Genomic DNA, 19,990 nt, shown 5'->3' with positions numbered 1-19,990 from the left:
CCGGAAGGAGAACAGACGTTGTCCGGGTCACCCTCTGAACTGCCGATCGTGGTGCTCGACTCCCTCATGCCCACGTCTCAGCGCCTGGTCCTGAACCGCCGGGGCTCCATGGTCTGGGAGGTGCAGAGCCATCGAGGTCACTACGCCGTCAAGGTCGGCTACCCGATCGAGGCTACGGCCGACTGGCCCGCTCAGCCCTGGACCGCCCTCGCGCCCGCACGCGAGGGTGCCGTGCTGCATCGCCTCGGGTTCGACGACTTCGCCTACGGAGAGTGGGAGCACGGGACGTGGAACTTCCAGCCGTGGCATGAAGGGCCGGACCTGTACCGGCTGTGGGAGCCCTGCCGTAGCAAAGGCTCGTCCGTCGCACCGCACGCCAGCGTGGCGCTGGGCTGTGTCGAGGCCTTGGCCGAACTGCACGCCAAGGGCTGGGCCCACGGCGACGTACAGCCCGCCCACTTCATCGTCGGGCCGGAGCGGACGCATCTCATCGATCTGGCTCTGGCCCGAGGTGGGCACGTCCCCGAGAGGTACGACTTCCCGTTCCGCGGATGCCTCGTCCACTACGAAGCACCGGAGATTGCGCGCAGCGTGCTCGCCACAGGGGAAGCCGAGCCCACGCCGGAAGCCGACATCTACGCCCTCGGCGCCTCCCTGCTCATCTCAGCCACCGGTTGGCGGGCCGTCGAGTACCCGGACGACGCTCCACGCCCCGTCCAGAGAGAGGCCGTGGCCAACGGCAGACGCCGCCCCGTCGAGGCGCCCGGTGAGCTTGGCGAACTGATCGACGCCATGCTCAGCCATGCGCCCGAGGACAGGCCCACGATTTACGAAGTGGCCAAAGCCCTTGGCTGACCCGCAAGCGCCGGTTCGTCCGCACCGCAGGGAGCGGCTCGGTCTCCGTGCCTACGCGTCTTTCTCGACGTCGGCCTCCACAGGCCGCTCGGCGACGAACGAGCCCAGGCCGACCTCGGCTCGGATGAGTCCCTCCGCCTTGAGATGGGCGAGCGCCTTCTGTGCCGTCGAGCTGGCGATGCCGAACTCGGCAGACAACTCGACGACGGAGGGGACACGAGCACCGACCGGGTACTCGCCGTCAGCGATGCGGGTGGCGATGGTTGCGGCGACCTGGCGCCAGACGGGACGGGTGCGGTCAAGCTCAGGGCTCATGCGGTGGACGCTAAAACTCTGCGGTAGACCGCGCGACCGCAGTAGACTGCGGTATACCGCGCTTGCTAGCGAAGAACCCCCGCGACGGATGCCGCCGTCCGGGGGCGCGGCCACCAGCCAAACCGATCGGAGCTGACGACGTGACCGACTTTATCCGCCTCCTCACCACGTGGGTTTCCCTCTTGCTGAAGGGAGGGCGCGGTGCGGACATGCCCTCCAAGCCTCCCACTTCGGTCTTGCCGACCGATGTCCCCCGGGCCTCCTGGCCACCGCTGCCGCGCAGTCCGTACGCGCTGGACGACAGTCCGCTCGACGCCACCGCAGCGAGGTCGGTACGTCCGTACGTGACCGCCCACGAGCAGCACCGACGCGAACTGGCAACCACCACCCTGGGCCAGGACACGACGGCCGGCCCGTACTGGATCCACGGGCTGGAGGCGGCCTGATGACGAACGATCTTCGTCTGCTCGCTTGGGTCGGCGGTGAAGGCAAGCGCTGCTACCTGATCACTGACGACCATGGCGGACCGGTGTCCCGGCTGGCCGATGTCACGGAGTCGATCCAGCTCGACATGGGCAACGAACTTCTCGCTCACTCCCACAACATGCTGCCGGACACCCCGCACGGAGAACTCCGCTTCCTCGCGGAGCGCCTGACCGAAGCGCTGGCAGACGCACTCCGTATCGCTGAGAGCCGGGGGATGCGGCTGAAGAGTCTGAACTAGCCGGCGAAGCGGTCCAAAAACGCCAGGAGCCCCGGATCTCTCCGGGGCTCCTGATCAGTGTGCACTCGGCAGGATTCGAACCTGCAACCTTCTGATCCGTAGCTCTACAGAGATCGGTCATTGAAGGTCATACAGGCTGCCGGGGAGCCCATGAGGGGCGGCGTGGAGCGCTGCCGGTTGCTGGGGTTGCTGTACCTCGCTGCTGTACCCCAGCAGGGTCGTCCGCTGAGGGCTTCTACGAGAGCCATGAAGATGCCCAGCCGAAGACAGCAGCGGCCACGAAGCCACGCGCATGGCACGATCCGTGCCTTCCTTCATCCCAACGCCATGGGCGCATACTGCTAGCGGATGCCGGAGGAGACGCCCGGGCGCGTCGAGAGACGGTACTCGCCCACGACGTTCGAGAGCTGTGTGCGGGTGGGCGGCAACAGACTGGGGGGCAGCTCGTTCCGGTGCCTACGAAGGATCTGTCGCAGCGCGCGCTCGCGGACCGGGTACGGGCGATAGGCCATGATTCCCAGCATGGCAGATGATCACGCCGTGTCCCGCCGCGCTGTCAACGTCTCACCCTCCTCCTAACCAACGAGAGTGAGAGGGGACCCGCCACGTGCCCATGCACTACACCTAGGCACTATTACTACTTGCACTTCGCTTGAGCCGTTACTGCGCGAATCGCATTGGAGGGCACCTTATTGACCACTCCCTTTTCGCTCACAACTATGAAGATTCCCTTTGATACCTTCACGCTACCGCAGTAAGTAACACCGCTCGCGTCCGTTACAGAGACTACCGGCTTACCGGAGTCTTTCTGAGGGGCGTAAGACATAACTGCAATGGAAGCCAAGTAAAAGGGAATGATTAGTAGGGCTAGCTGTCGGCTTCGCGTCAGATACTTATTGGCGGTGTCTGCGCCTGTAAGAGTAGCCTGCCGAAACCTGTCACCGGTCGGAATGAGACGAACCGCTTGCCCCTGGGCAGCCATAGCAGCGTAGACAACGCTAGCCAAAGCTACAAACAGCGAAAAAGCTGAAAGGATTCCTACTACGACTTTACTAGTCGTACTCTGCAACATGTTGAGATCGCTGGGGCCTCGAATCACCGTCAACGCCGTAAGAAGGCCTGTGATGACGAGAATCGTGGCGCCCCACCGCTCAGCCGTTGCTTGAATAGCAGTGAGACTATTGAATCGTGCTTCTGTGGCTCGCCGATCCCATTCAACGTCCTCACTGGTTACTGGAACGTCTACGAACTCAAGCGTGAGCTGATTTGCCGTTACCCCCGAGAGGTCATCCTCTGCCTTATACTTCTTCCTGAAAATCCCCATGGTTAGCGCCTAATCGTTACGAAAGCCCTGGCCCCGCAACCCGAACTGGTCCCCTCAGGTCGACCGGGGTGGTCTTCAGAGCATGAGCACATCACCAGATGCTTAGCGGGCCTGTCCGTAAGGCCTCTAGCTGACTGACCCGACACCGCACGACCAGGTGTTATCAACTGTGGCGAGGTCATCAGCACATAGGTGAAGTTGTGCCTGCAGTCAGGACACTCTCCCGTGATGATGAAACCCCCATCGATGTCCTCGCGGGTAAAACTGTTTAGAGCCCTGCCAAAAGTCGGACTCGTACATTCCGCGTAGGACACTTCACTGCCCGTCAAGTTAGCCCCCGAAAACGTGAAGGTGGAGGTTTTTCATTTCGACATCTCCGCATAGTTGCCGAACGTATGGGGTATCATACACCGCGTAGACGTGTGCCCCGGCGCCCGAAGAAACCGATCTTCGCAGGGCCGGCCGCAGCAGGAGCATCTGACAACGCGTGGGTGAGGATGCGGTGATCCAGGATACTTTGATGGGTTTTAGTAGCGGCGTCCATCAGAACGAAACAGCTAGGGCCGGGGGCCTCGCTCAGGCGATTGAGAGGCACGCGGAATCAGTGCGAGGACATAAGCGCCCACTGACCAGCGGAGCTGCGTCGCTGCCATTGAGTGATGACGGCATGCCGCTCCTCGCCCTTAGTGAGAGCCGCGTCAGCTTCACAGACATGGTGCTCTCAAGGGAGAACCAGGAGATTCTTCTCGAACTCGTACGTGAGCATCAGCGGCGGGACCTCCTTGCCGCGCATGGTTTGAGGCCGAGGCGTCGACTACTACTCGCCGGCCCGAGCGGGACAGGCAAGACACAGACTTCAGAGGCGCTTGCTCATGCGCTCGGCGTCCCCCTCGCCCGAGTCCGACTCGCGGCAGTTGTTTCGTCGTACTTGGGGCAAACGGCTCGGCACATCGAGAAGATCCTCGAGTTCACCCGTCGTGGTACATGGGTCCTAAGCTTCGACGAAATTGACATGCTAACAAGCGATCGAAATGGGTCAGATAACGACGAGATTCGACGTGTCGTGACTGTAATCCTTCAAGAGCTCGAAAATTACTCGTCAGATAACCTAGTGGTGGCTACCACCAATCACGGTGAATTGCTCGACTCGGCGCTTTGGCGACGATTTGATGAGATACTGACCTATAAATATCCAACACAAGAGCAGATTTCCCACCTGCTCAAAATCAAACTACGGCGCGCCAAACGACTGAAAGTCAACAGGGAACAGGCCGCGCGTTCCCTGCAGGGGCTGAGCCACGCGCAGATTGAATCGGTTTGCTTGGATGCCCTTCGGAAATGCGTTCTTTCCGACAATGAGTTTCTGACAACGGCCGATATCGTGGACAGCGCTCACTCGCGTAGGAAGCGGCTGAAGGAAGCAGGTCAGGTACAGAAATGAAGCCGTTACCGGGTATGGAGCCGATTCGCCTGGATCACCTTCCATTTGAGCGAATCGACTACACAGGCGGCCGGCGCAAAGTAAAGCGGGCCGTGGGTAATGGGCCTCGGCATCCTGACTCTGAGACGCATGCCACTGATCTGCAGGCCGCTGCTGAGCTAGTCATTGCAGACGTTGAGGACCGATCCGCTGTCCTAGGGATCGACCCGAAGCTGATTGTGGTTGTGGAGACCGGGCCGACGATCTCAGTCGAAGATGAGGGTGATTGGGCCAACGCTGGTCTTCGGGTGGTTGATTCGAGCACCCAGAAGAAGGTTGTGGCGTTCGGAGGCGATCCGCAGCTCAGTGAGTTCATGGCTCGCCTGAAGGCATACAAGGAAGGGCCAGAGGGCAAGCAGAAAAATCCACCCTACATCAGCTTCTTCGACAGCATCGATACTGTTCGCCCGTACGGTCCTCAAGACCGTGTCGGCCACCTACTCGAAGAAGCACTTAGCGACCCCGAACGTGAATCACTCGTCGTTGATGTAGAAGTTTGGTATCCGGGCGAGCTGTCCGTGGCAAATGAGTGGGTCGATCAAATCGAAGCGGGTATCGCCGACCGCAGCGGAGAGATTATCGACAGGTACGTCAGTCCGTCCGCTGGCATTTGTCTGGTGCGCGTGAAAGCACTGCGGGACGTCGTCGAGTCACTCTTGCACGTGGATCTTGTGGCGCGCGTGGCGCTTGTGCCAGGAGGACTGCTTCCTCGGAATACGGCACTGAGTCAGTACTCAGCAGAAGAGATCGGAGAACTGCCAGCGGCTAGTCCCGATGCACCCGTAGTTGGGTTGATCGACAGCGGTGTGGCGGCCGAACATCCTCTACTGCGCGAGTGTATTGCTGGCGCAGTTACTCTGAGTGATTGGCTGCCTGACGGTGCCGACCGCACGGGTCATGGCACTGCGGTTGCATCAATCATCGTCAGAGGGCAAATCGAGGAACAACTTATTGACAATGAGTGGGAACTGCCCACTTGCCGTGTTCTCTCGGTGCGTGTCCTCGATGAAAATAACGAGTTGCCCGCCCACCGGCTCATCGAGAATGAAATCGAAGATGCTGTCAGGTATCTCACCGGTCGAGGTGTTCGGGTCATTAACCTGAGCCTTGGAGATCTTGAATCCTCTTATGAGGGTAGCAAAGCGCCCCTTTTGGCTGGCATGCTCGACCAGTTGGCTCGTGAGCTGAATGTAATTTTCACTGTTCCTACAGGAACGGCGTATCCAGCGGACTATGCAGCAGAATACGATGAGAATTTCAGAACGAGCTACGCGCGCTACTTGGTCGAGTCGGATGCGACCCGGATCATCGATCCTGCACCCGCTGCTCTCGCGTTGACGGTTGGTAGCGTAGTTCCACCTCCTAGGCATACTCCCTTGAGACTCCGTGCAATCGGTGACTTCGGGTGGCCGTCACCGTTTTCCCGCGTCGGTGAGGGAGTCGCAGGAGCGGTTAAGCCCGAACTTGCCGCAGTAGGCGGAACCGTGGCGCAGGAGGTCGGTTCCGGGGATCTGCGACTGGCTGACGAACTGCAGATGCTCGTGGCAGACGGTCGTCCCGACGCCAGTGGTGTTATTACGCGCGACTTGGGCACTAGCCTTGCTGCCCCACTCGTGGCTCGGATTGGGGGAGCGCTGCACGGGTCTTTCCCGAACGCGTCAGCCAATCTGCTCAGGGCGCTAATTCTGCAGTCGACGCAAGAGCCGCCTAGTTTCCTGGACGGCCATGCTGATTTGTCGAAGGCAAAGCGGGAGCAGATGCAGCGAAGAGCGACCGGGTACGGTCTCCCTCTTATGCTCGACAGCGTCACCAGCGACGAGCGCAACACTGTTCTGTACGCCGAGGATGAGATTGCGGTAGACGACGTTCACCTTTTTGCTCTGCCCATCCCTGAGCCGTTCTTTGAGCGTCGCCGTTTCCCGCGTGGAGTTACCGTCGCTCTTTGCTACGACCCCCCAGTCAGAGTGCGCAGATACGACTATCTCGGTAGCAAAATGGCTTTCGAGATGGTTCGTGGAATTTCGGCCGATGCGGCACTGAAATTGTTCTTGGACGATAAGGCGGCGGGACATATCAACGCTAGCGTCTCTCGCCTTTCGGACATGAGTCCAGTTAATCGGATTTCTTTCAGTCCTAGCAAATCTGTGCGGTCGCGGGGTGCAAACCAGGTCGGTAGATACGTTTGGAAGCAGTCGCTTCAGAAGCTCGACGGGAACGGAAACGAGTTCCTTCTCGCAGTGCAAAGCACCAGGCGCTGGGTCGCGCCAAGAAGCAAGCAGCGCTACTCAATCGCCGTTAGGTTCTGGGTTGATGACCGCCTTCCACCTATCTACAACGAAATTCGCAGTCGAGTACCTCGCCTACGCACTCGCGAGCGTTTGAGGTAAGAGTCGGGCGGCTGATCGTTGTTTCGGGGGTGACTAGCGGCCAGCCGCATTAGGTCGGTGGAGTGGCTTTGGGCTGGAGTTTCAATGGCCGAGTCAAGGCCGTAGGGCGCCCTCCGCCCCGTGCGGGTAGCACTTCGTCTTGAGATCGTTGTGCCTCAGCCGACGAAAGCCAGCCACGATGGCGGGCACGCCGACGGATCAGGCGCGCGTGTGCCTCGCTGGACCCCCACTGGCCTCAACCATGCTGCCGGTTCTTTGCCGTCGGGCTGAGTCAGGCTCTCTGTGTGGTGGGTGGGCTGGAAGTGAAGGCTCGGTCGTCGCGTAGGAGAGCCCACAGCACACTGGTGCGGCGGCGTGCGAGGGCGATGACGGCTTGGACGTGTTTGCAGCCTTCGCCGCGTTTCTTGAGGTAGTACTCCCGGTTCGGGCCGTCGCGGACGATGCTGGTCTGCGCGGAGAGGTAGAAGACTCTGCGCAGGCGGCGGCTGTAGCGCTTGGGCCGGTGCAGGTTGCCGGTGCGGCGGCCGGAATCGCGTGGGACAGGGACCAGGCCTGCGGCTGACGCCAGATGGCCGGCGTCGGCGTAGGCGGTCATGTCGCCCGCGGCGACGACGAACTCGGCTCCGAGAACGGGGCCCATGCCGGGCAGAGACTCGATGATCTCGGCCTGTGGATGGGTGCGGAAGGTGTCGCGGATCTGCCGGTCGATGCGCTTGATCCGGTCGTCCAGGGCCAGAATCTGCATCGCCAGGTCGGCGATGATCTGTGCGGCGGTGTCCTCGCCGGGCAGCGAGGTCTGCTGGGCCTGGGCGGCTGTCACGGCCGCGACGGCCACGTTGTCCGCGTCGCGGACACCCCGATTGGCCAGCCAGGCCGTCAGGCGAGTCAAGCCGCGTCGGCGGAGGGCGGCCGGGGTCTGGTAGCCGGTCAGCAACACCAGCGCGCCCTTGCGGGCCGAGTAGTCGAAGGCGCGCTCCAGAGCGGGGAACATGCCGGTGAGCACGTCGCGGAGCCGGTTGACCGTTCGCACCCGGTCGGTGATCAGGTCGGTGCGGTGGGCGGTCAGGAGCGCGAGGTCAGCGGCGAGCTGCGCGGGCACGTCGAGGGGTGCGAAGTCCCGGCGGTGGCGGGCGGTTTCGGCGATGACGTAGGCGTCGCGGGCATCTGTCTTGGCTTCGCCCCGGTAGGCGCCGGCCATGCGGTTGACGGTGCGGCCGGGGACGTAGACGGCCTTTGGCCGTGGGCGGCCAGCAGCGCCAGCAAGAGGGCGGAGGACCTGCTGGAGATGTCCACCGCCCAGTGCACCTCGTCGGCCAGGTCCAAAATCTCGCCGAGCGCGGTCAGGATCGCCGTCTCGTCATTTTCGATCTTCTTCGACCACAGGGTCGCGCCGGTCTCGTCGACCACTGCGGCCCAGTGATGGCCCTTGCCCGCGTCGATACCGACCCATATACGGGCCCGCTGTTTGCTCACGCGTCCCTCCCGCAGCCGAGTTCCGTCCGTCGGCCCGTAGGACACCCCGTCGTCAGCTCCGTAAACAGCGACGCGTTCCGCGTATTTCAATCAGCGACCAGGGCGCCCCGGAGGGCCGGACGGCCACTCCAGCCGAGCCACGGTCGGCAAGCTGCTTTGAAGCCACATCCAGCCCTCCCGGGCCACCGAACAACTTACGGAGCTGCTTTGGCGCGAGTGATCATGGCCCCGTAAGCTTCCGGCGCGTCGGGCAGTCTGTGGACCTGCCCGGTAAAGCACGACGTTGGGGCCATGATCTTCGAGGCTCGCGCCAAAGTGGCTGCCTAAAGCCACGGAGCCGACCGCCCCAGCCACGACGTCCCCCTCCTCTGGCATCAGCTGGCTGATTGCTGTCACGCGGCACGGGTGCCGGCCGGGCTGGAGCGGGGCGGAGACAGGAGCGCAGGCCCGGCCGGGGGCCGGGCCGCGCGCGGTGAGCGGAGCGAGCCGCCTTGATGAAGTAGGGAAAGTTTTACCGCGCCCCCCACTGATCGTCTGGTTCCGGCTGTGTCTACTCACGTGAGTACTCCGGCGGCTACGCTTGTGTCGCTCGACATAACTCGGCGACAAGGAGTGTGCTCAACGGATGGGACCGAAGTCGGAGCGGGTCTACCGCACGATCCGCGAGTGGATCTCGACGGGGAAGTACTCGCCTGGCTCCAAGATCCCATCTGAGCGAACCCTGTCCGAAGAGCTGGGCATCGGCCGTACGGCTCTCCGCCAGGTGCTGGCGAAGCTCGTCGCAGAGAGCGCCATTGAGGTGCATGGCCGTAGCTCCTACCGGGTGCCGGATCGGTCTGTGACTACCCAGGCGCCGGCGGATGTCGAGCCGTGGCAGATCCATGGTGAGCGGACTCTGTACGACAACCGCTGGGTGAAGCTCAGCCTCGTCGACGTCGAGCCGCCAGGAGTCGACCGCTTCGAGCACCACGTAGTGAAGCTCCACCACGTGGCCATCGCGGCCGTCATCGACGACCAGGACCGCGTCCTGATGATGTGGCGCTACCGCTTCGTGCCCGACTCGTTCGGATGGGAGCTCCCGGGTGGCATCGTCGACGAGGGGGAGGACTCCTTGCAGACGGCGCTGCGTGAGGTCGAGGAAGAAACCGGCTGGCGGCCGGATTCCCTTGAGCAGGTAGTCACGTATCAGCCCATGGTGGGCATGGTCGACTCACCGCACGACATCTTCGTAGGCAAGGGCGCCAAGCTCGTAGGAGAGCCGACGGACCTGGAGGAGGCGGGACACATCGCCTGGGTGCCGCTCTCTGACATTCCTGGCCTCATGGCGCGGGGCGAACTCATGGGCTCTGGCACCCTCGTGGCCCTGCTCCACGTCCTCGCTTCGCGTGGCGCTGGCGTTTCGCCTACAACTGCTGCGTGAGCTGCTCGATCCTGCGCCTCTGACGTACCGATCCGGTGCGGTTCGCTATCAAGCGACCTTGACGGAGATGCTCTTGCGCCTGGTCGTACTCGCCGCGGGCCATGTGTGCCTGCGCGAGATCGCAGCGCAGCCCTGCGGACGCCCGTATGAACGTCGGGTCGGCTGTGTCCAGGGCTGTGTAGAGACTCTGGACTGCTTCGTGGTCACCGATCAGGGCGAGTGCGTTGCCGCGCCATCTGGCGAGGTGCCCCTCGTTGAGGAAGATGCTCAGCATGTCCGGGTCGCGGGCGTCCTCACCCGGAGGCAGGGACCGTATGGCGCTCTCCAGTGCGCGCTTGCAGTCGTCGGGCATACCGGCTCGGGCGTATATCTCGGCTTCCGCGGCGTGCAGCCAAGCTGTAAGGCGTGGGGACATGGCCGTGCCGCCGAGTCGTTGTGCCTCGCGTATCAGTTGCACCGCCATGGGCGCCCGTCCGGCATCGCAGAGCACGTAGGCCTGTTCGGCTGTGGCGTGCGCCAGGTACATCGGCTCTTCGGCCTCCTGGGCGGCGCGCTTGCCCAACTCGTAGTATCGCCAGGCTCGTTCAATGGCTCCGACGTCAAGAGCTTGCCAGGCGGCGAGTGTCGCTGCCCCTGCCAAGGCACGTGCGACTGGACGCCGGGTTTCGGGCAGCACTGCGAAGGTGAGGGCGTCCTCAAGCGTCGCAAGGTGGGCCGTCATCTGGTCGACGAGGCTTGCGGCCCCCATCTGCCGGTCCATGGTTCGGAGCAACTCCGTTTGGTCCATGAACGTGTCCACCATGGACGCGCTGATGCTGCGAGCCGCGTCGATTCGGCCCATCAGCTCGTCATATCCATCCGCCGTGACCGATGGCGTCAGCAGCTCAGTCCTGCCCGACAGTTCGTCATCAGTGATGCCAAGCAGCGCGCGCAGTATCTTGGCGTAGCGGGCTGAGACGTTGCGCCGGCCGTTCTCCCACTCCGAGACGTACACGCGCAGGCTGGCTCTCGACGCGACATCGAGCATGTGCTGTTGCGCATAGCGCTCGATTTCCCGGACCAGCCGCTCTTGCGACCACTCCCGTGCACTCCTTGCTGCCTTGAGTCCGTTCGTCACCTGGCGCCGCCCTGCCTGGGTTACAGAGAACTCATTGCAGCATGCCTCACATCACCGCAGGTCGGCAGGGGTTAACGCGTCAGGTGTTAACCCCTGTTGGCTACCGGGGCGTTGGCAGAAACGGTTCCCTAGAACCGTCGCAGCAAGGCGAGTTGAGAAGCCGAAGCAGCGACAGCGCTTGACATCTGGTGCGCACCAGATGCAACCTACTGGTGCGCACCAGTTGGGGCGCGAACCCGCAGCTTTGCTGCGCTCATCTGTCAACGCACGAGAGCGGCGACCCACCGCCAAGCAAGTACGCCGCTCCCGCCCCTCTCAAGGGAGTTTCATCATGCGTCAGATCCCCGTTGAGACGTCCGGCGCCACCGTGATGGTGGCCAAGGCCCCGCAGCCCAAGGTCCGTGACCGCCGTACCGGCGAGATCGCCACCGACGCCGACGGCGTCAAGCTGATGACCGTGGACGTGATGTTCGCGGCCAACGACGAAGTCGAGATCCTGTCCATCACCGTCCCCGAGCCCGGTATCTCCAGCGACCTGGCCATGGGCACCCCGGTCGCCCTGACCGGCCTGATCGCCCGGCCGTGGGAGAACGAGTTCAACGGCCAGAAGCGCCACGGCATCGCCTTCCGCGCGGTCGCCGTGACCTCGCTGGCCGCCACCGGCTCGGCATCCGAGGCGGCCTGATCATGACCTGGTTCATGGTCGCTGTGGTTGTGGTCGTCGCCGCTGCGGGTCTCCTGCGGTGGCGGCGCCCCGCCTGGTACTGGCTGACCTTCGGAGTCGTCCTCGCCACAGTGCGGGTCCTGGTCCGGTACTCCTCGGTCATGGACGCCTGCGGGCTGACGGTCCCGCCTTCGCGCTGGCGGCTGGCGCTGGCCCGGGTGGCCAACCGGCCGGTGCCGGAGTCCCGGGTGCCGCGCATCCTGCGGCTGCGACCCACCCGGACCGGCCTGGTCCTGCGGCTCAAGCTCCGACCGGGACAGGATGCCTTCGACGTGTCGGCGGCCACGGATCGGCTGCGCCACTCCTTCGGGATGTACGGCGTGACCTCCCGTGAGGTGCGCTCCGGTGTCGTTGAGGTGCGGATGACCGGCTACGACGTGCTCAAGCAGGTCCAGATGCCCGCCAAGACCGACACGCGTCCGATGCGGGTCCCGGTCGCACTGCGCGAGGACGGCTCTGTGCACTACCGCGACTACCGCGCTGTTCCGCACGGCCTGACCCTGGGGGCTACGGAGTCCGGCAAGTCCGTCTACCAGCGCAACCTCGTGGCCGGACTCGCCCCGATGGACGTCGCCCTGGTCGGCATCGACTGCAAGCAAGGCGTCGAGCTGTTCCCGCTCGCCCGCCGGTTCTCCGCCCTCGCCGACAACCCCGACACCGCCCTGGAACTGCTCGAAGCCCTCGTGTCCCACATGGAGGAGGTCTACCAACTGATCCGGGCGGAGCAGCGCATCAGTGTCGCGGTGCCGGATGCGGAGATCGCCGCCGACATCTGGGACCTGCCCGACGACATCCGCCCCGTCCCGGTCGTGGTCCTGGTCGACGAGGTCGCCGAACTCGCCCTCTTCACCAGCAAGGAGGAAGAGAAGCGGCGCGACCGCATCATCACCGCCCTCGTTCGTCTCGCCCAGCTCGGCCGCGCGGCCGGGATCTACCTGGAGATCTGCGGGCAGCGCTTCGGCTCCGAACTCGGCAAGGGCATCACCATGCTCCGTGCCCAGCTCACCGGCCGCACCGCCCACCGCGTCAACGACGAGACCTCCGCGAACATGGCCTTCGGCGATATCTCTCCGGACGCCGTCCTGGCCGCTATCCAGATCCCCGCCGAGACACGCGGCATCGCGATCGCGGGTGACTCGACTGGTGGCTGGCATCGCATCCGCGCCCCGCACACCTCGCTGCGCCAGGCCGTGAACGTCTGCAACAAGTACGCCGACCGCACCCCCGATGTGCCCGCCCTGGCCGCCTACCGGCCCGCGGCTGCTGCGCTGCCTTCGGCCCGGGTGCCGCTGTCCAAGGCAGCCCCCGCCACGGCCTGACCCTTCCCCTGTCCCACCGGTTGGCGTGACCGCTTCGCGCCAGGTCCTTACCCCCGCCATGCCACATCACAGGAAGGAGCCGTGATGGCCCGCCCCGCTCTCCGCGTCGACGCCGTCCTGGTCCAGGCCGTCATCGCCGGGGCGCTGTCCTTCGCCCACCTCCACGACCTCGCCGCCGCTGCCGGACAGGACGGCTGGAAAGCCTGGGCCTACCCGATCAGCGTGGACCTGCTTCTGGTCGCTGCCTGGCGCCGACTCCGCTCGGACGGCCCCTCACGGCTGGCCTGGTGCTGGTTCGTGATCGCCCTGGTCGCCTCGCTCGGCGCCAACGTCGCCACCGCCGGACTCCTCGACCTCGACCACGTCCCGGCGTGGCTGCGCATCCTGGTCGCCGCCTGGCCCGCGCTGGCGTTCATGGGCGGCACGCTCCTTGCCCACTCCGCCACGGACCGGGAACCGGATCCGCCGGCACCCGCAGCCCCGGTCACCGAGCCGGACCCTCAGCCGGTTACCGAGACCGAACCAGAACCCGAGCCGGTCTCGGCAGTCGACGACACCCCGGCCCTCCCGGTCGCCGAGCCCGCCCCGGCCGAGCCCGCTCCGGCTGCGCCGGTCCCGGCCGCGCTGATCGACCACGCCCGCAAGGTCGCCGACGACCACCACGCCCGTACCGGTACGCCAATCGACACCGACACCCTCCGCGCCCGCCTCGGCGTCCCGCCCCAGCTCGCCAACGCCATCGCCGCCCAACTCGCCTGACCTGAAGGGAGAGACACCGTCATGCCCGCTCATGACCACTTCCACTCCGTGATGCGGATCGGACCCGTGCAGATCGGCACCCACCGCGACCGCCACGGCCAGACCAAGTACGCCGCCGTCTGCACCGCCGACCGCTGCGGCTGGTCCTCCGACTACTCCAGCCAGTCCGCCGCCCAGCTCGCCGCCCGCACCCACCGATGCCGAGTCCGCTAGGAGGCCACGCCATGGAAGTACCGCTCTGGCTCGCCCTGCTCGTCGTCGGCTACCTCGGCGCCAAGCTCATCCGCCCGCCCGCCTGGCTCATCGCCGTCCTGCTGCTCGGCGGCTTCCTCCTCGCCGACAGCGTCCTGGCCCCCGCCATCAACACCTTCGTCAAGTAACCCACTCACGGACGGGAGTTCATTGAAGTGTTCCGACCGAAGATCCCGACCATGCCCACGCCGACCGGCCACGTCAGCCCGCCCACCGTGGTCGAGTCGACCACCATCACCCCGGCCGCCCAGCCCCCGCCGCCCGTCCCGGTGGCCCCGGCCCCCGCCCGGCCCACGGTGCAGCTCACGCCTGGTACGGCCCTCGCCCTGGTCGGCGGCGGCACAGCTGTGGTCCTGGTCGTCGGCGCCGTCCTGGTCTCCATGCTCCTGGCCGTCGCCATCACCGGCGCCTCGGTCGCCGTCTGCGCCGTCGTCCTACGCTCCCTGCTCGCCTCCGACGCCAAGCGACGCTGACCGGCCCCCGGGCGGCTCCGATACCGCCAAGCATCCGCCGCCCGGACGCCGTCCCTGTCCGATCTCACAACCGGAAGGAACACCCAGCATGACCGACCGCACCACACCCGCGCCCCGCATCTGCCCCAACTGCGACGGCTTCGCCACCGCCGCCATCACCACCGGCGGCCGCGACCGGCACGGCCACCTGCGCACCATCACCGCCAACTGCCCGGCCTGCCACGGCACCGGCATCACCCGCACCCGCCGCACGCGGGAGGGCGCCCGTGCCTGACACGCTGCTCGACCCGACCACCCTCGGCGACCTGCTGAGGGTGGCTTCGGCCTCTGACTACCACCGCTGGCAGGAACAGATCCGCCGCACCGGCGGCTGCTCCGACCCCATCCACCTCACCGGCTGGACCCTGCACAAGGACAAGACCACCGGCGAGACCCTGCACCACTACACCACCGAGACCGAGCCCGGTGGACGTCTCCGCGTCGCCTGCGGCAACCGCCGCGCCTCCCGCTGCCCCTCCTGCGCCTGGACCTACGCGGGCGACACCTACCGCCTCATCCGCGCGGGCCTGGCTGGCGATGACCGCCGCGATATCCCCGCCACCGTCCGCGACCACCCCCGTGTCTTCGCCACCCTCACCGCCCCCTCGTTCGGCCCGGTCCACAACCGGCCCGACCGAGGAGCCTGCCGCTGCGGCACCCACCACGCCGCCGACGATCCCGCCCTCGGCACGGCCCTCGATCCGGCCACGTACGACTACGCGGGTGCGGTGCTGTTCAACAACCACGCCGGACAGCTGTGGCAGCGCTTCACCAACCGCCTCCGTCGCGAGATCGCCGCCCGCGCCGGCATCACCCAGCGCGAGCTGAAAGAGTGCGCCCGCCTCTCCTACGGCAAAGTCGCCGAGTTCCAAAAGCGCGGCGCCGTGCACTTCCACGCCGTCATCCGCATCGACGGCCCCGACGGACCGGAAACCACCCCACCGTCCTGGGCCACGGTCGCCCTCCTCGCCGACGCGATCCGAGCAGCTGCCGCGCACTCCTACACCTCGGTCTCCGTCCCGGCCGCCGAAGACCAGCCCGCCCGGACCTTCCGCTGGGGCACCCAGCTCGACGTCCGGCCCGTCAAGGCCTTCGGCGACGGCTCCCAGATCACCGAACAGGCCGTGGCCTCGTACGTGGCCAAGTACGCCACCAAGGCCGCCGAGAACACCGGCACCCTCGACCGGCGCATCGGCGAACTATCCGAACTCGACCGCCACAGCGTCCCGGACCACACCCGCCGCCTCATCAAGGCCTGCAAGGAACTCGACCCGCTCTACCCGGACCGGCGCCTGTGGGCCTGGGCTCACATGCTCGGCTTCCGCGGCCACTTCTCCTCCAAGTCCCGCCGCTACTCCACCACCCTCGGCGCCCTCCGCCAGGCCCGCGCCGACTACCGCGCCGCACAGGAACACGCCGCTCTCGGCCTGGACGACCGCGAGCCGGACACCGTCCTGGTCCTGGCCGACTGGCAGTACGCCGGACACGGCCACACCCCCGGCGAATCCGCCCTCGCCGCCACCATCGCCCGCGACCTCCAACTCAACCGCGAAACCGCCCGCGAAGCCCTACGCGACCAACTCGCACAGGAAGGACCCGCAGCATGACCACCGCAGTGATCGAACGGAAGTGGTACACCACACGCGAGGTTGCTGAGATGCTCGGCTTCGGCCTCTCCAAGACCAAGATGCTGGTCCTCACCGGGGAGATCCGCTCCATCAAGGACGGCCGTAACCGCCGCATTCTGCCCCGTTACGTGGACGAGTACATCGATCGTCGCGCCCAGGAAGCCGAACAGGAGTGGTCGGCGTGAGTGGCAAGCGAGGTAACGGCGAAGGCTCGATCTACCCGTACAAGAACGGCTACGCGGCCTACGTCTGGGTGACCAAGCCGGACGGCAAGCGGGCGCGGAAGTACGCCTACGGCAAGACCCGCGAGGAGGTCCACGAGAAGTGGCTCAACCTCCATGCGGAGGCGAAGAAGGGGCCTGTCGTCACTCGGCACCGGACGGTGGCTGCGTTCCTGACGTACTGGCTCGACTCGGTCGTGAAGCCGAACCTGGCGCCTCTGACGTATGTCTCGTACGAAGGCTGCGTCCGGCTCTACATCAATCCGCACCTTGGCGCGAAGCGGATCGACAAGCTCACTGTCCGGGACGTGCGGGAATGGATCAACAAGCTCTCAACCTCGTGCCAGTGCTGTGCCCAGGGCAAGGACGCCAAGCGTCGGCGCGAGGCTCAGCGATGCTGCGCGATCGGGGAGTGCTGCGAGGCTCACCCGTCGCGGCGCGTCGTCCAAGCGGCTCGTGATGCCCTCCGTGCGGCCCTGACCCATGCCGTGGCTGAGGAGGAGATCAGCAAGAACGTGGCCTCTCTGGTCAAGGTCCCCAAGCCTCGGCGGAGGAAGATCAAGCCCTGGTCGGTTGCCGAAGCGGGCCGGTTCCTCGCCGACTGCGCCGCTCGCGGGGATCGCCTGTTCGCGGCCTGGGTGCTCGTGCTCTGTCTTGGCCTGCGTCGGGGCGAGGTGCTGGGACTGACTTGGGAGTCGGTCGACTTCGAGACCGGCGAGCTTTATGTGGATCACCAGATCCAGCGCGCCGGACGGCAGATCCTGCATCGCGAGACCAAGACGGAGGAGTCGGACGACTTCCTGCCGCTGCCTGCCCTGTGCCTCAAGGCGCTCCGGATCCGTCGTGCTCAGCAGATCGGCGATCGTAAGGCGGCCGGTGACCTCTGGCAGGACACACACGGCCTGATCTTCACCACCAAGTACGGCACGCCCATCGAGCCGGGGAACCTGACCCGCATGTTCGCGCTGCGGGTTCGTCGCGCCGGCCTCCGCGTGATCCCGCTACGGAACACCCGGCATACCGTCGCCGCGCTTCTAGTGGCTCTCGGAGTCCACCCCAAGGTGGCGCAGCGCATTCTCAGGCATTCGCAGATCGCCATCACCATGGACGTGTATGGCGAGGCGAGCGACGAAGCGGTACGGGCCGCGATCGGCAAGCTGTCCGACGCCATGGGCGGTACCGGCTGACACGGTTGCTGTACTTCGCTGCTGTACGGCACAACAAAGCCCCCTCTGGGAAGATCCCGAGGGGGCTTTGACCTGTGTGCACTCGGCAGGATTCGAACCTGCAACCTTCTGATCCGTAGTCAGATGCTCTATCCGTTAAGCTACGAGTGCTTGTTTTGTTTTTTCGCCGCTCCCGGGCCTTGCGGCTCGCTCGCGGCGACAGGAAGAACATTACATGACTGCCGCCGCCATGTGAAATCCGTTTGCCATACCACTTGTGACCTGCGCAAATGGCCTCAGATGGAGCTTCGTGATCGAGTGGTGGAGGGGAGCCTTCGTGGGCGGTCCGGTGGTGCTTGAGGTGGCGCAGTGGCAGGGGTCGGGGGCCCCTACGGCCCGTCGGTTGCCCAGGGGGGCCGCCTGGCTCGCCGGGTTGATACCCGCAGGCCGACGGCACACGGTCACGATCGACGACAGCGTCGGCAAGGCACGGGGCGGTGTCCAGAGCGCCGATGTGCTGGAGCGCCATCTGCTGGCGGTGCGCACGGCCTTGGCCGAGGTTCCGGCCGGCGAGCCGACCGTGACCATCGGCGGCGACTGCGCGGTCGACCTCGCGCCGGTCGAGGCCGCGCTCTCGGCGTACGGAGACCGGCTGACGGTGGTGTGGTTCGACGCGCACGGGGATCTCAACACCCCCCAGTCGTCGCCTTCCGGAGCCTTCCACGGCATGGTGCTGCGCGCCCTCATCGGCGACGGGCCGGAGGGCCTTCGGCCCGCGCGGAGCCTGTCGGCCGACCGCGTCGTGCTGGCGGGCGCGCGGTCGCTGGACCCGGGTGAGCAGGACCTTGTGAAGAGCCGCGGCATACGGCACGTCGGCGCCGAGCAGCTGACAGAGCCGGGGCCGCTCCTGGCCGCCGTGCGCGCCACCGGCGCCGAGGCGGTGTACCTCCACATCGACCTCGACGTCCTGGACCCGACTGTGTTCCCGGCCGTCGGTACGCCCGAGCCGGGCGGAGTCGGCGTGGAGGAGCTGGTCGGGGCAGTGCGGGCACTGACTGACGAGTTCGCTCTCGCCGGCCTCGCGCTCACCGAGTACGAGCGGACGGAAGCCGTCGCCCAGGAGGAAGCGGTGCTGCGGCGGATCGTGGAGGGGCTGTTCGAGGCCGACCGGTGAAGGCGGCTTGAACGCGACTCAGGGAGTCCAGCCGCGTGGGGCCGAACTCCCTGGTCAGAGTGCGGAGGCGGAGGGATTTGAACCCTCGATGGGCTTTAAGGCCCAAACCGCATTAGCAGTGCGGCGCCATAGACCGGACTAGGCGACGCCTCCAGTGCACATCCGCCCGCGCGAGCGCGAGTCGGTGCGTGCCGATGATGACACAGTCGAGCGTGCTGTCACCAATCGACCCCCACGGTACTAGGCGGGAAGGTCGCAGGGCAAAGGCCTTGTGTCGGCCGGTAGCGCCGGTGTCGGAGGGTGTGCCGGGGTGTGGGGGCGGCTGGGTGTGCGGTGGAGTCGTGTGGCGCGTCCGCCCGGCGCGCAACGTAGTGGGCCGCGCCGCGTTAGGCAGGTCATGCTGCATGCCATTCGCCGGGTTGAACCCGGAAACGCCACCCGGAGCTCCCAGATCTCCCGGACCTCCCCGACCACCGCTCGCCCCGGTCTGCGGCGGCTCGTCGTCGGTGCCGCCGCCTCCGTCGCCGCCTTCGGGGCTCTGGCCTCGGTGTCCCCGGCCGCGTACGCCCAGGCCGGCCCGTCCCGAGCCGGGTTCACCGGGGGCCCGGACCGGGACCGTCTCACCGTCACCGTGCGGAACGCGGGCGGTGGGGCCGACGGGACGTACGAGTTGTACTGCGGGCCCGCCGGCGGGAGTCATCCCGACCCGCGCGGAGCCTGTGCCGCCCTGGAGCGGGACACGCGGTGGGGGAAGGACGTCTTCGCACCCGCCCCGGAAGGCGGCTTCTGCACCATGCAGTACGGCGGGCCGGCCACCGCGCGTGTCACCGGCACCTGGGCCGGGCGGCCCGTCGACGCCACGTACGACCGGCGTGACGGCTGCGGGATCGCCCGCTGGGACCGGCTCGTGCCGCTGCTGCCGGACATGAGGTCCGGGAAGCGCTTCTGAAGGAACCGTCGCGGTTTCGCCCCGTGTCGCCGCTCGCGCCCCTATCCGGCCACCTCACGGCCCCATTCGGCCACCCGGGCAAAAAGGTACAGAAACACTGCCCACGTAAAGGTCCCGCGAAGGTCCCGCGACGTCGTTGCAGGAGGGCGGGCGTTTACGGTTACTCGGTCGTCAGTTCGGGGTCACTTCCT

General features: G+C 65.9%; 22 protein-coding genes, 2 tRNA genes and 1 pseudogene. 18 read left to right on the top strand and 7 right to left on the bottom strand.

Features of this window, described 5'->3' with window-relative positions; genetic code table 11:
• The first annotated feature begins 18 nt into the window (after positions 1 to 18).
• Positions 19 to 855, top strand: coding sequence for a protein kinase (locus MQE23_RS23160; RefSeq protein ID WP_037671349.1), 837 nt, complete (start codon positions 19 to 21; stop codon positions 853 to 855).
• Positions 856 to 906: 51 nt separating this feature from the next.
• Here MQE23_RS23160 and MQE23_RS23155 read toward each other — a convergent pair whose 3' ends face one another.
• Positions 907 to 1,170 carry a winged helix-turn-helix domain-containing protein gene (locus MQE23_RS23155; protein ID WP_020274950.1) on the bottom strand — a complete coding sequence of 88 codons (264 nt, stop codon included), beginning with the start codon at positions 1,168 to 1,170 and terminating at the stop codon, positions 907 to 909.
• Between the two features lie 236 nt (positions 1,171 to 1,406).
• On the opposite strand from MQE23_RS23155, the gene MQE23_RS23150 reads away from it, so the two are divergent.
• Both MQE23_RS23150 and MQE23_RS23145 read left to right on the top strand, forming a co-directional pair.
• Positions 1,407 to 1,616: a hypothetical protein gene (locus tag MQE23_RS23150; protein ID WP_243380147.1), complete on the top strand. Its 210-nt coding sequence runs from the start codon at positions 1,407 to 1,409 to the stop codon at positions 1,614 to 1,616.
• A complete protein-coding gene (locus MQE23_RS23145; RefSeq protein ID WP_243380146.1) occupies positions 1,616 to 1,894 on the top strand; it encodes a hypothetical protein in 279 nt (92 codons plus the stop codon). The genes MQE23_RS23150 and MQE23_RS23145 overlap by 1 nt, the downstream gene beginning before the upstream one ends.
• A gap of 341 nt (positions 1,895 to 2,235) precedes the next feature.
• Here the strand turns inward: MQE23_RS23145 and MQE23_RS23140 are convergent, their stop codons facing one another.
• A complete protein-coding gene (locus tag MQE23_RS23140) occupies positions 2,236 to 2,406 on the bottom strand; it encodes a hypothetical protein (RefSeq protein ID WP_243380144.1) in 171 nt (56 codons plus the stop codon).
• 125 nt (positions 2,407 to 2,531) lie between these two features.
• Complete coding sequence (locus tag MQE23_RS23135; protein WP_243380143.1) at positions 2,532 to 3,218, bottom strand: hypothetical protein; 687 nt, start codon at positions 3,216 to 3,218, stop codon at positions 2,532 to 2,534.
• Between the two features lie 487 nt (positions 3,219 to 3,705).
• On the opposite strand from MQE23_RS23135, the gene MQE23_RS23130 reads away from it, so the two are divergent.
• Positions 3,706 to 4,659 carry an ATP-binding protein gene (locus MQE23_RS23130; RefSeq protein WP_243380141.1) on the top strand — a complete coding sequence of 318 codons (954 nt, stop codon included), beginning with the start codon at positions 3,706 to 3,708 and terminating at the stop codon, positions 4,657 to 4,659.
• Positions 4,656 to 7,085: a S8 family peptidase gene (locus tag MQE23_RS23125; RefSeq protein WP_243380140.1), complete on the top strand. Its 2,430-nt coding sequence runs from the start codon at positions 4,656 to 4,658 to the stop codon at positions 7,083 to 7,085. The genes MQE23_RS23130 and MQE23_RS23125 overlap by 4 nt, the downstream gene beginning before the upstream one ends.
• Before the next feature lie 271 nt (positions 7,086 to 7,356).
• Here MQE23_RS23125 and MQE23_RS23120 read toward each other — a convergent pair.
• Positions 7,357 to 8,558, bottom strand: a pseudogene (locus MQE23_RS23120) (IS110 family transposase).
• A gap of 625 nt (positions 8,559 to 9,183) precedes the next feature.
• Between MQE23_RS23120 and MQE23_RS23115 the strand changes: the two are divergent.
• Positions 9,184 to 9,978: an NUDIX domain-containing protein gene (locus MQE23_RS23115; protein ID WP_243380138.1), complete on the top strand. Its 795-nt coding sequence runs from the start codon at positions 9,184 to 9,186 to the stop codon at positions 9,976 to 9,978.
• Here the strand turns inward: MQE23_RS23115 and MQE23_RS23110 are convergent.
• Positions 9,962 to 11,095, bottom strand: coding sequence for a helix-turn-helix transcriptional regulator (locus MQE23_RS23110; protein ID WP_243380137.1), 1,134 nt, complete (start codon positions 11,093 to 11,095; stop codon positions 9,962 to 9,964). The genes MQE23_RS23115 and MQE23_RS23110 overlap by 17 nt on opposite strands.
• A gap of 331 nt (positions 11,096 to 11,426) precedes the next feature.
• Between MQE23_RS23110 and MQE23_RS23105 the strand changes: the two genes are divergently transcribed.
• The 10 genes from MQE23_RS23105 to MQE23_RS23060 all read left to right on the top strand — a co-directional run bounded on the left by MQE23_RS23105 (position 11,427) and on the right by MQE23_RS23060 (position 17,697).
• Positions 11,427 to 11,780 (top strand): hypothetical protein, encoded by a 354-nt coding sequence (locus MQE23_RS23105; protein ID WP_059423151.1) that lies wholly within the window; start codon positions 11,427 to 11,429, stop codon positions 11,778 to 11,780.
• Positions 11,781 to 11,782: 2 nt separating this feature from the next.
• On the top strand, positions 11,783 to 13,138 hold the full coding sequence (locus tag MQE23_RS23100; RefSeq protein ID WP_243380135.1) for an FtsK/SpoIIIE domain-containing protein: 1,356 nt from the start codon (positions 11,783 to 11,785) through the stop codon (positions 13,136 to 13,138).
• Positions 13,139 to 13,222: 84 nt separating this feature from the next.
• A complete protein-coding gene (locus MQE23_RS23095; protein ID WP_243380134.1) occupies positions 13,223 to 13,897 on the top strand; it encodes a DUF2637 domain-containing protein in 675 nt (224 codons plus the stop codon).
• A 21-nt stretch (positions 13,898 to 13,918) separates the two neighbouring features.
• A complete protein-coding gene (locus MQE23_RS23090; RefSeq protein WP_243380132.1) occupies positions 13,919 to 14,110 on the top strand; it encodes a mobile element transfer protein in 192 nt (63 codons plus the stop codon).
• A gap of 11 nt (positions 14,111 to 14,121) precedes the next feature.
• The gene (locus tag MQE23_RS23085; RefSeq protein WP_243380130.1) at positions 14,122 to 14,277 is read left to right on the top strand and encodes a hypothetical protein; all 156 of its coding nucleotides are present in this window, start codon (positions 14,122 to 14,124) and stop codon (positions 14,275 to 14,277) included.
• Between the two features lie 27 nt (positions 14,278 to 14,304).
• Complete coding sequence (locus tag MQE23_RS23080; protein ID WP_243380128.1) at positions 14,305 to 14,622, top strand: SpdD-like protein; 318 nt, start codon at positions 14,305 to 14,307, stop codon at positions 14,620 to 14,622.
• Positions 14,623 to 14,710: 88 nt separating this feature from the next.
• Positions 14,711 to 14,896 (top strand): hypothetical protein, encoded by a 186-nt coding sequence (locus MQE23_RS23075; protein WP_243380127.1) that lies wholly within the window; start codon positions 14,711 to 14,713, stop codon positions 14,894 to 14,896.
• The gene (repSA, locus tag MQE23_RS23070; protein WP_243380125.1) at positions 14,889 to 16,268 is read left to right on the top strand and encodes a replication initiator protein RepSA; all 1,380 of its coding nucleotides are present in this window, start codon (positions 14,889 to 14,891) and stop codon (positions 16,266 to 16,268) included. The genes MQE23_RS23075 and repSA overlap by 8 nt, the downstream gene beginning before the upstream one ends.
• Positions 16,265 to 16,474 carry a helix-turn-helix domain-containing protein gene (locus MQE23_RS23065; protein WP_243380124.1) on the top strand — a complete coding sequence of 70 codons (210 nt, stop codon included), beginning with the start codon at positions 16,265 to 16,267 and terminating at the stop codon, positions 16,472 to 16,474. Before repSA ends, MQE23_RS23065 begins: the two co-directional genes overlap by 4 nt.
• A complete protein-coding gene (locus tag MQE23_RS23060) occupies positions 16,462 to 17,697 on the top strand; it encodes a site-specific integrase (protein WP_243380122.1) in 1,236 nt (411 codons plus the stop codon). The genes MQE23_RS23065 and MQE23_RS23060 overlap by 13 nt, the downstream gene beginning before the upstream one ends.
• A gap of 77 nt (positions 17,698 to 17,774) precedes the next feature.
• On the opposite strand, the gene MQE23_RS23055 is transcribed toward MQE23_RS23060, so the two are convergent.
• Positions 17,775 to 17,847 (bottom strand) — tRNA-Arg (locus MQE23_RS23055).
• 232 nt (positions 17,848 to 18,079) lie between these two features.
• Between MQE23_RS23055 and MQE23_RS23050 the strand changes: the two genes are divergently transcribed.
• The gene (locus MQE23_RS23050) at positions 18,080 to 18,850 is read left to right on the top strand and encodes an arginase family protein (protein ID WP_243380120.1); all 771 of its coding nucleotides are present in this window, start codon (positions 18,080 to 18,082) and stop codon (positions 18,848 to 18,850) included.
• A 62-nt stretch (positions 18,851 to 18,912) separates the two neighbouring features.
• On the opposite strand, the gene MQE23_RS23045 is transcribed toward MQE23_RS23050, so the two are convergent.
• A tRNA-Ser gene (locus MQE23_RS23045) sits at positions 18,913 to 19,003 on the bottom strand.
• 244 nt (positions 19,004 to 19,247) lie between these two features.
• Here MQE23_RS23045 and MQE23_RS23040 point away from each other — a divergent pair.
• Complete coding sequence (locus MQE23_RS23040) at positions 19,248 to 19,799, top strand: SSI family serine proteinase inhibitor (protein WP_020274954.1); 552 nt, start codon at positions 19,248 to 19,250, stop codon at positions 19,797 to 19,799.
• Positions 19,800 to 19,990 lie beyond the last annotated feature (191 nt).

Source organism: Streptomyces sp. HP-A2021 (genome assembly GCF_022807935.1).
Taxonomy (GTDB): Bacteria; Actinomycetota; Actinomycetes; order Streptomycetales; family Streptomycetaceae; genus Streptomyces; species Streptomyces afghaniensis.
Note: the sequence above shows the minus strand (reverse complement) of the source record. Positions and strands in the feature narration are given on the sequence as shown.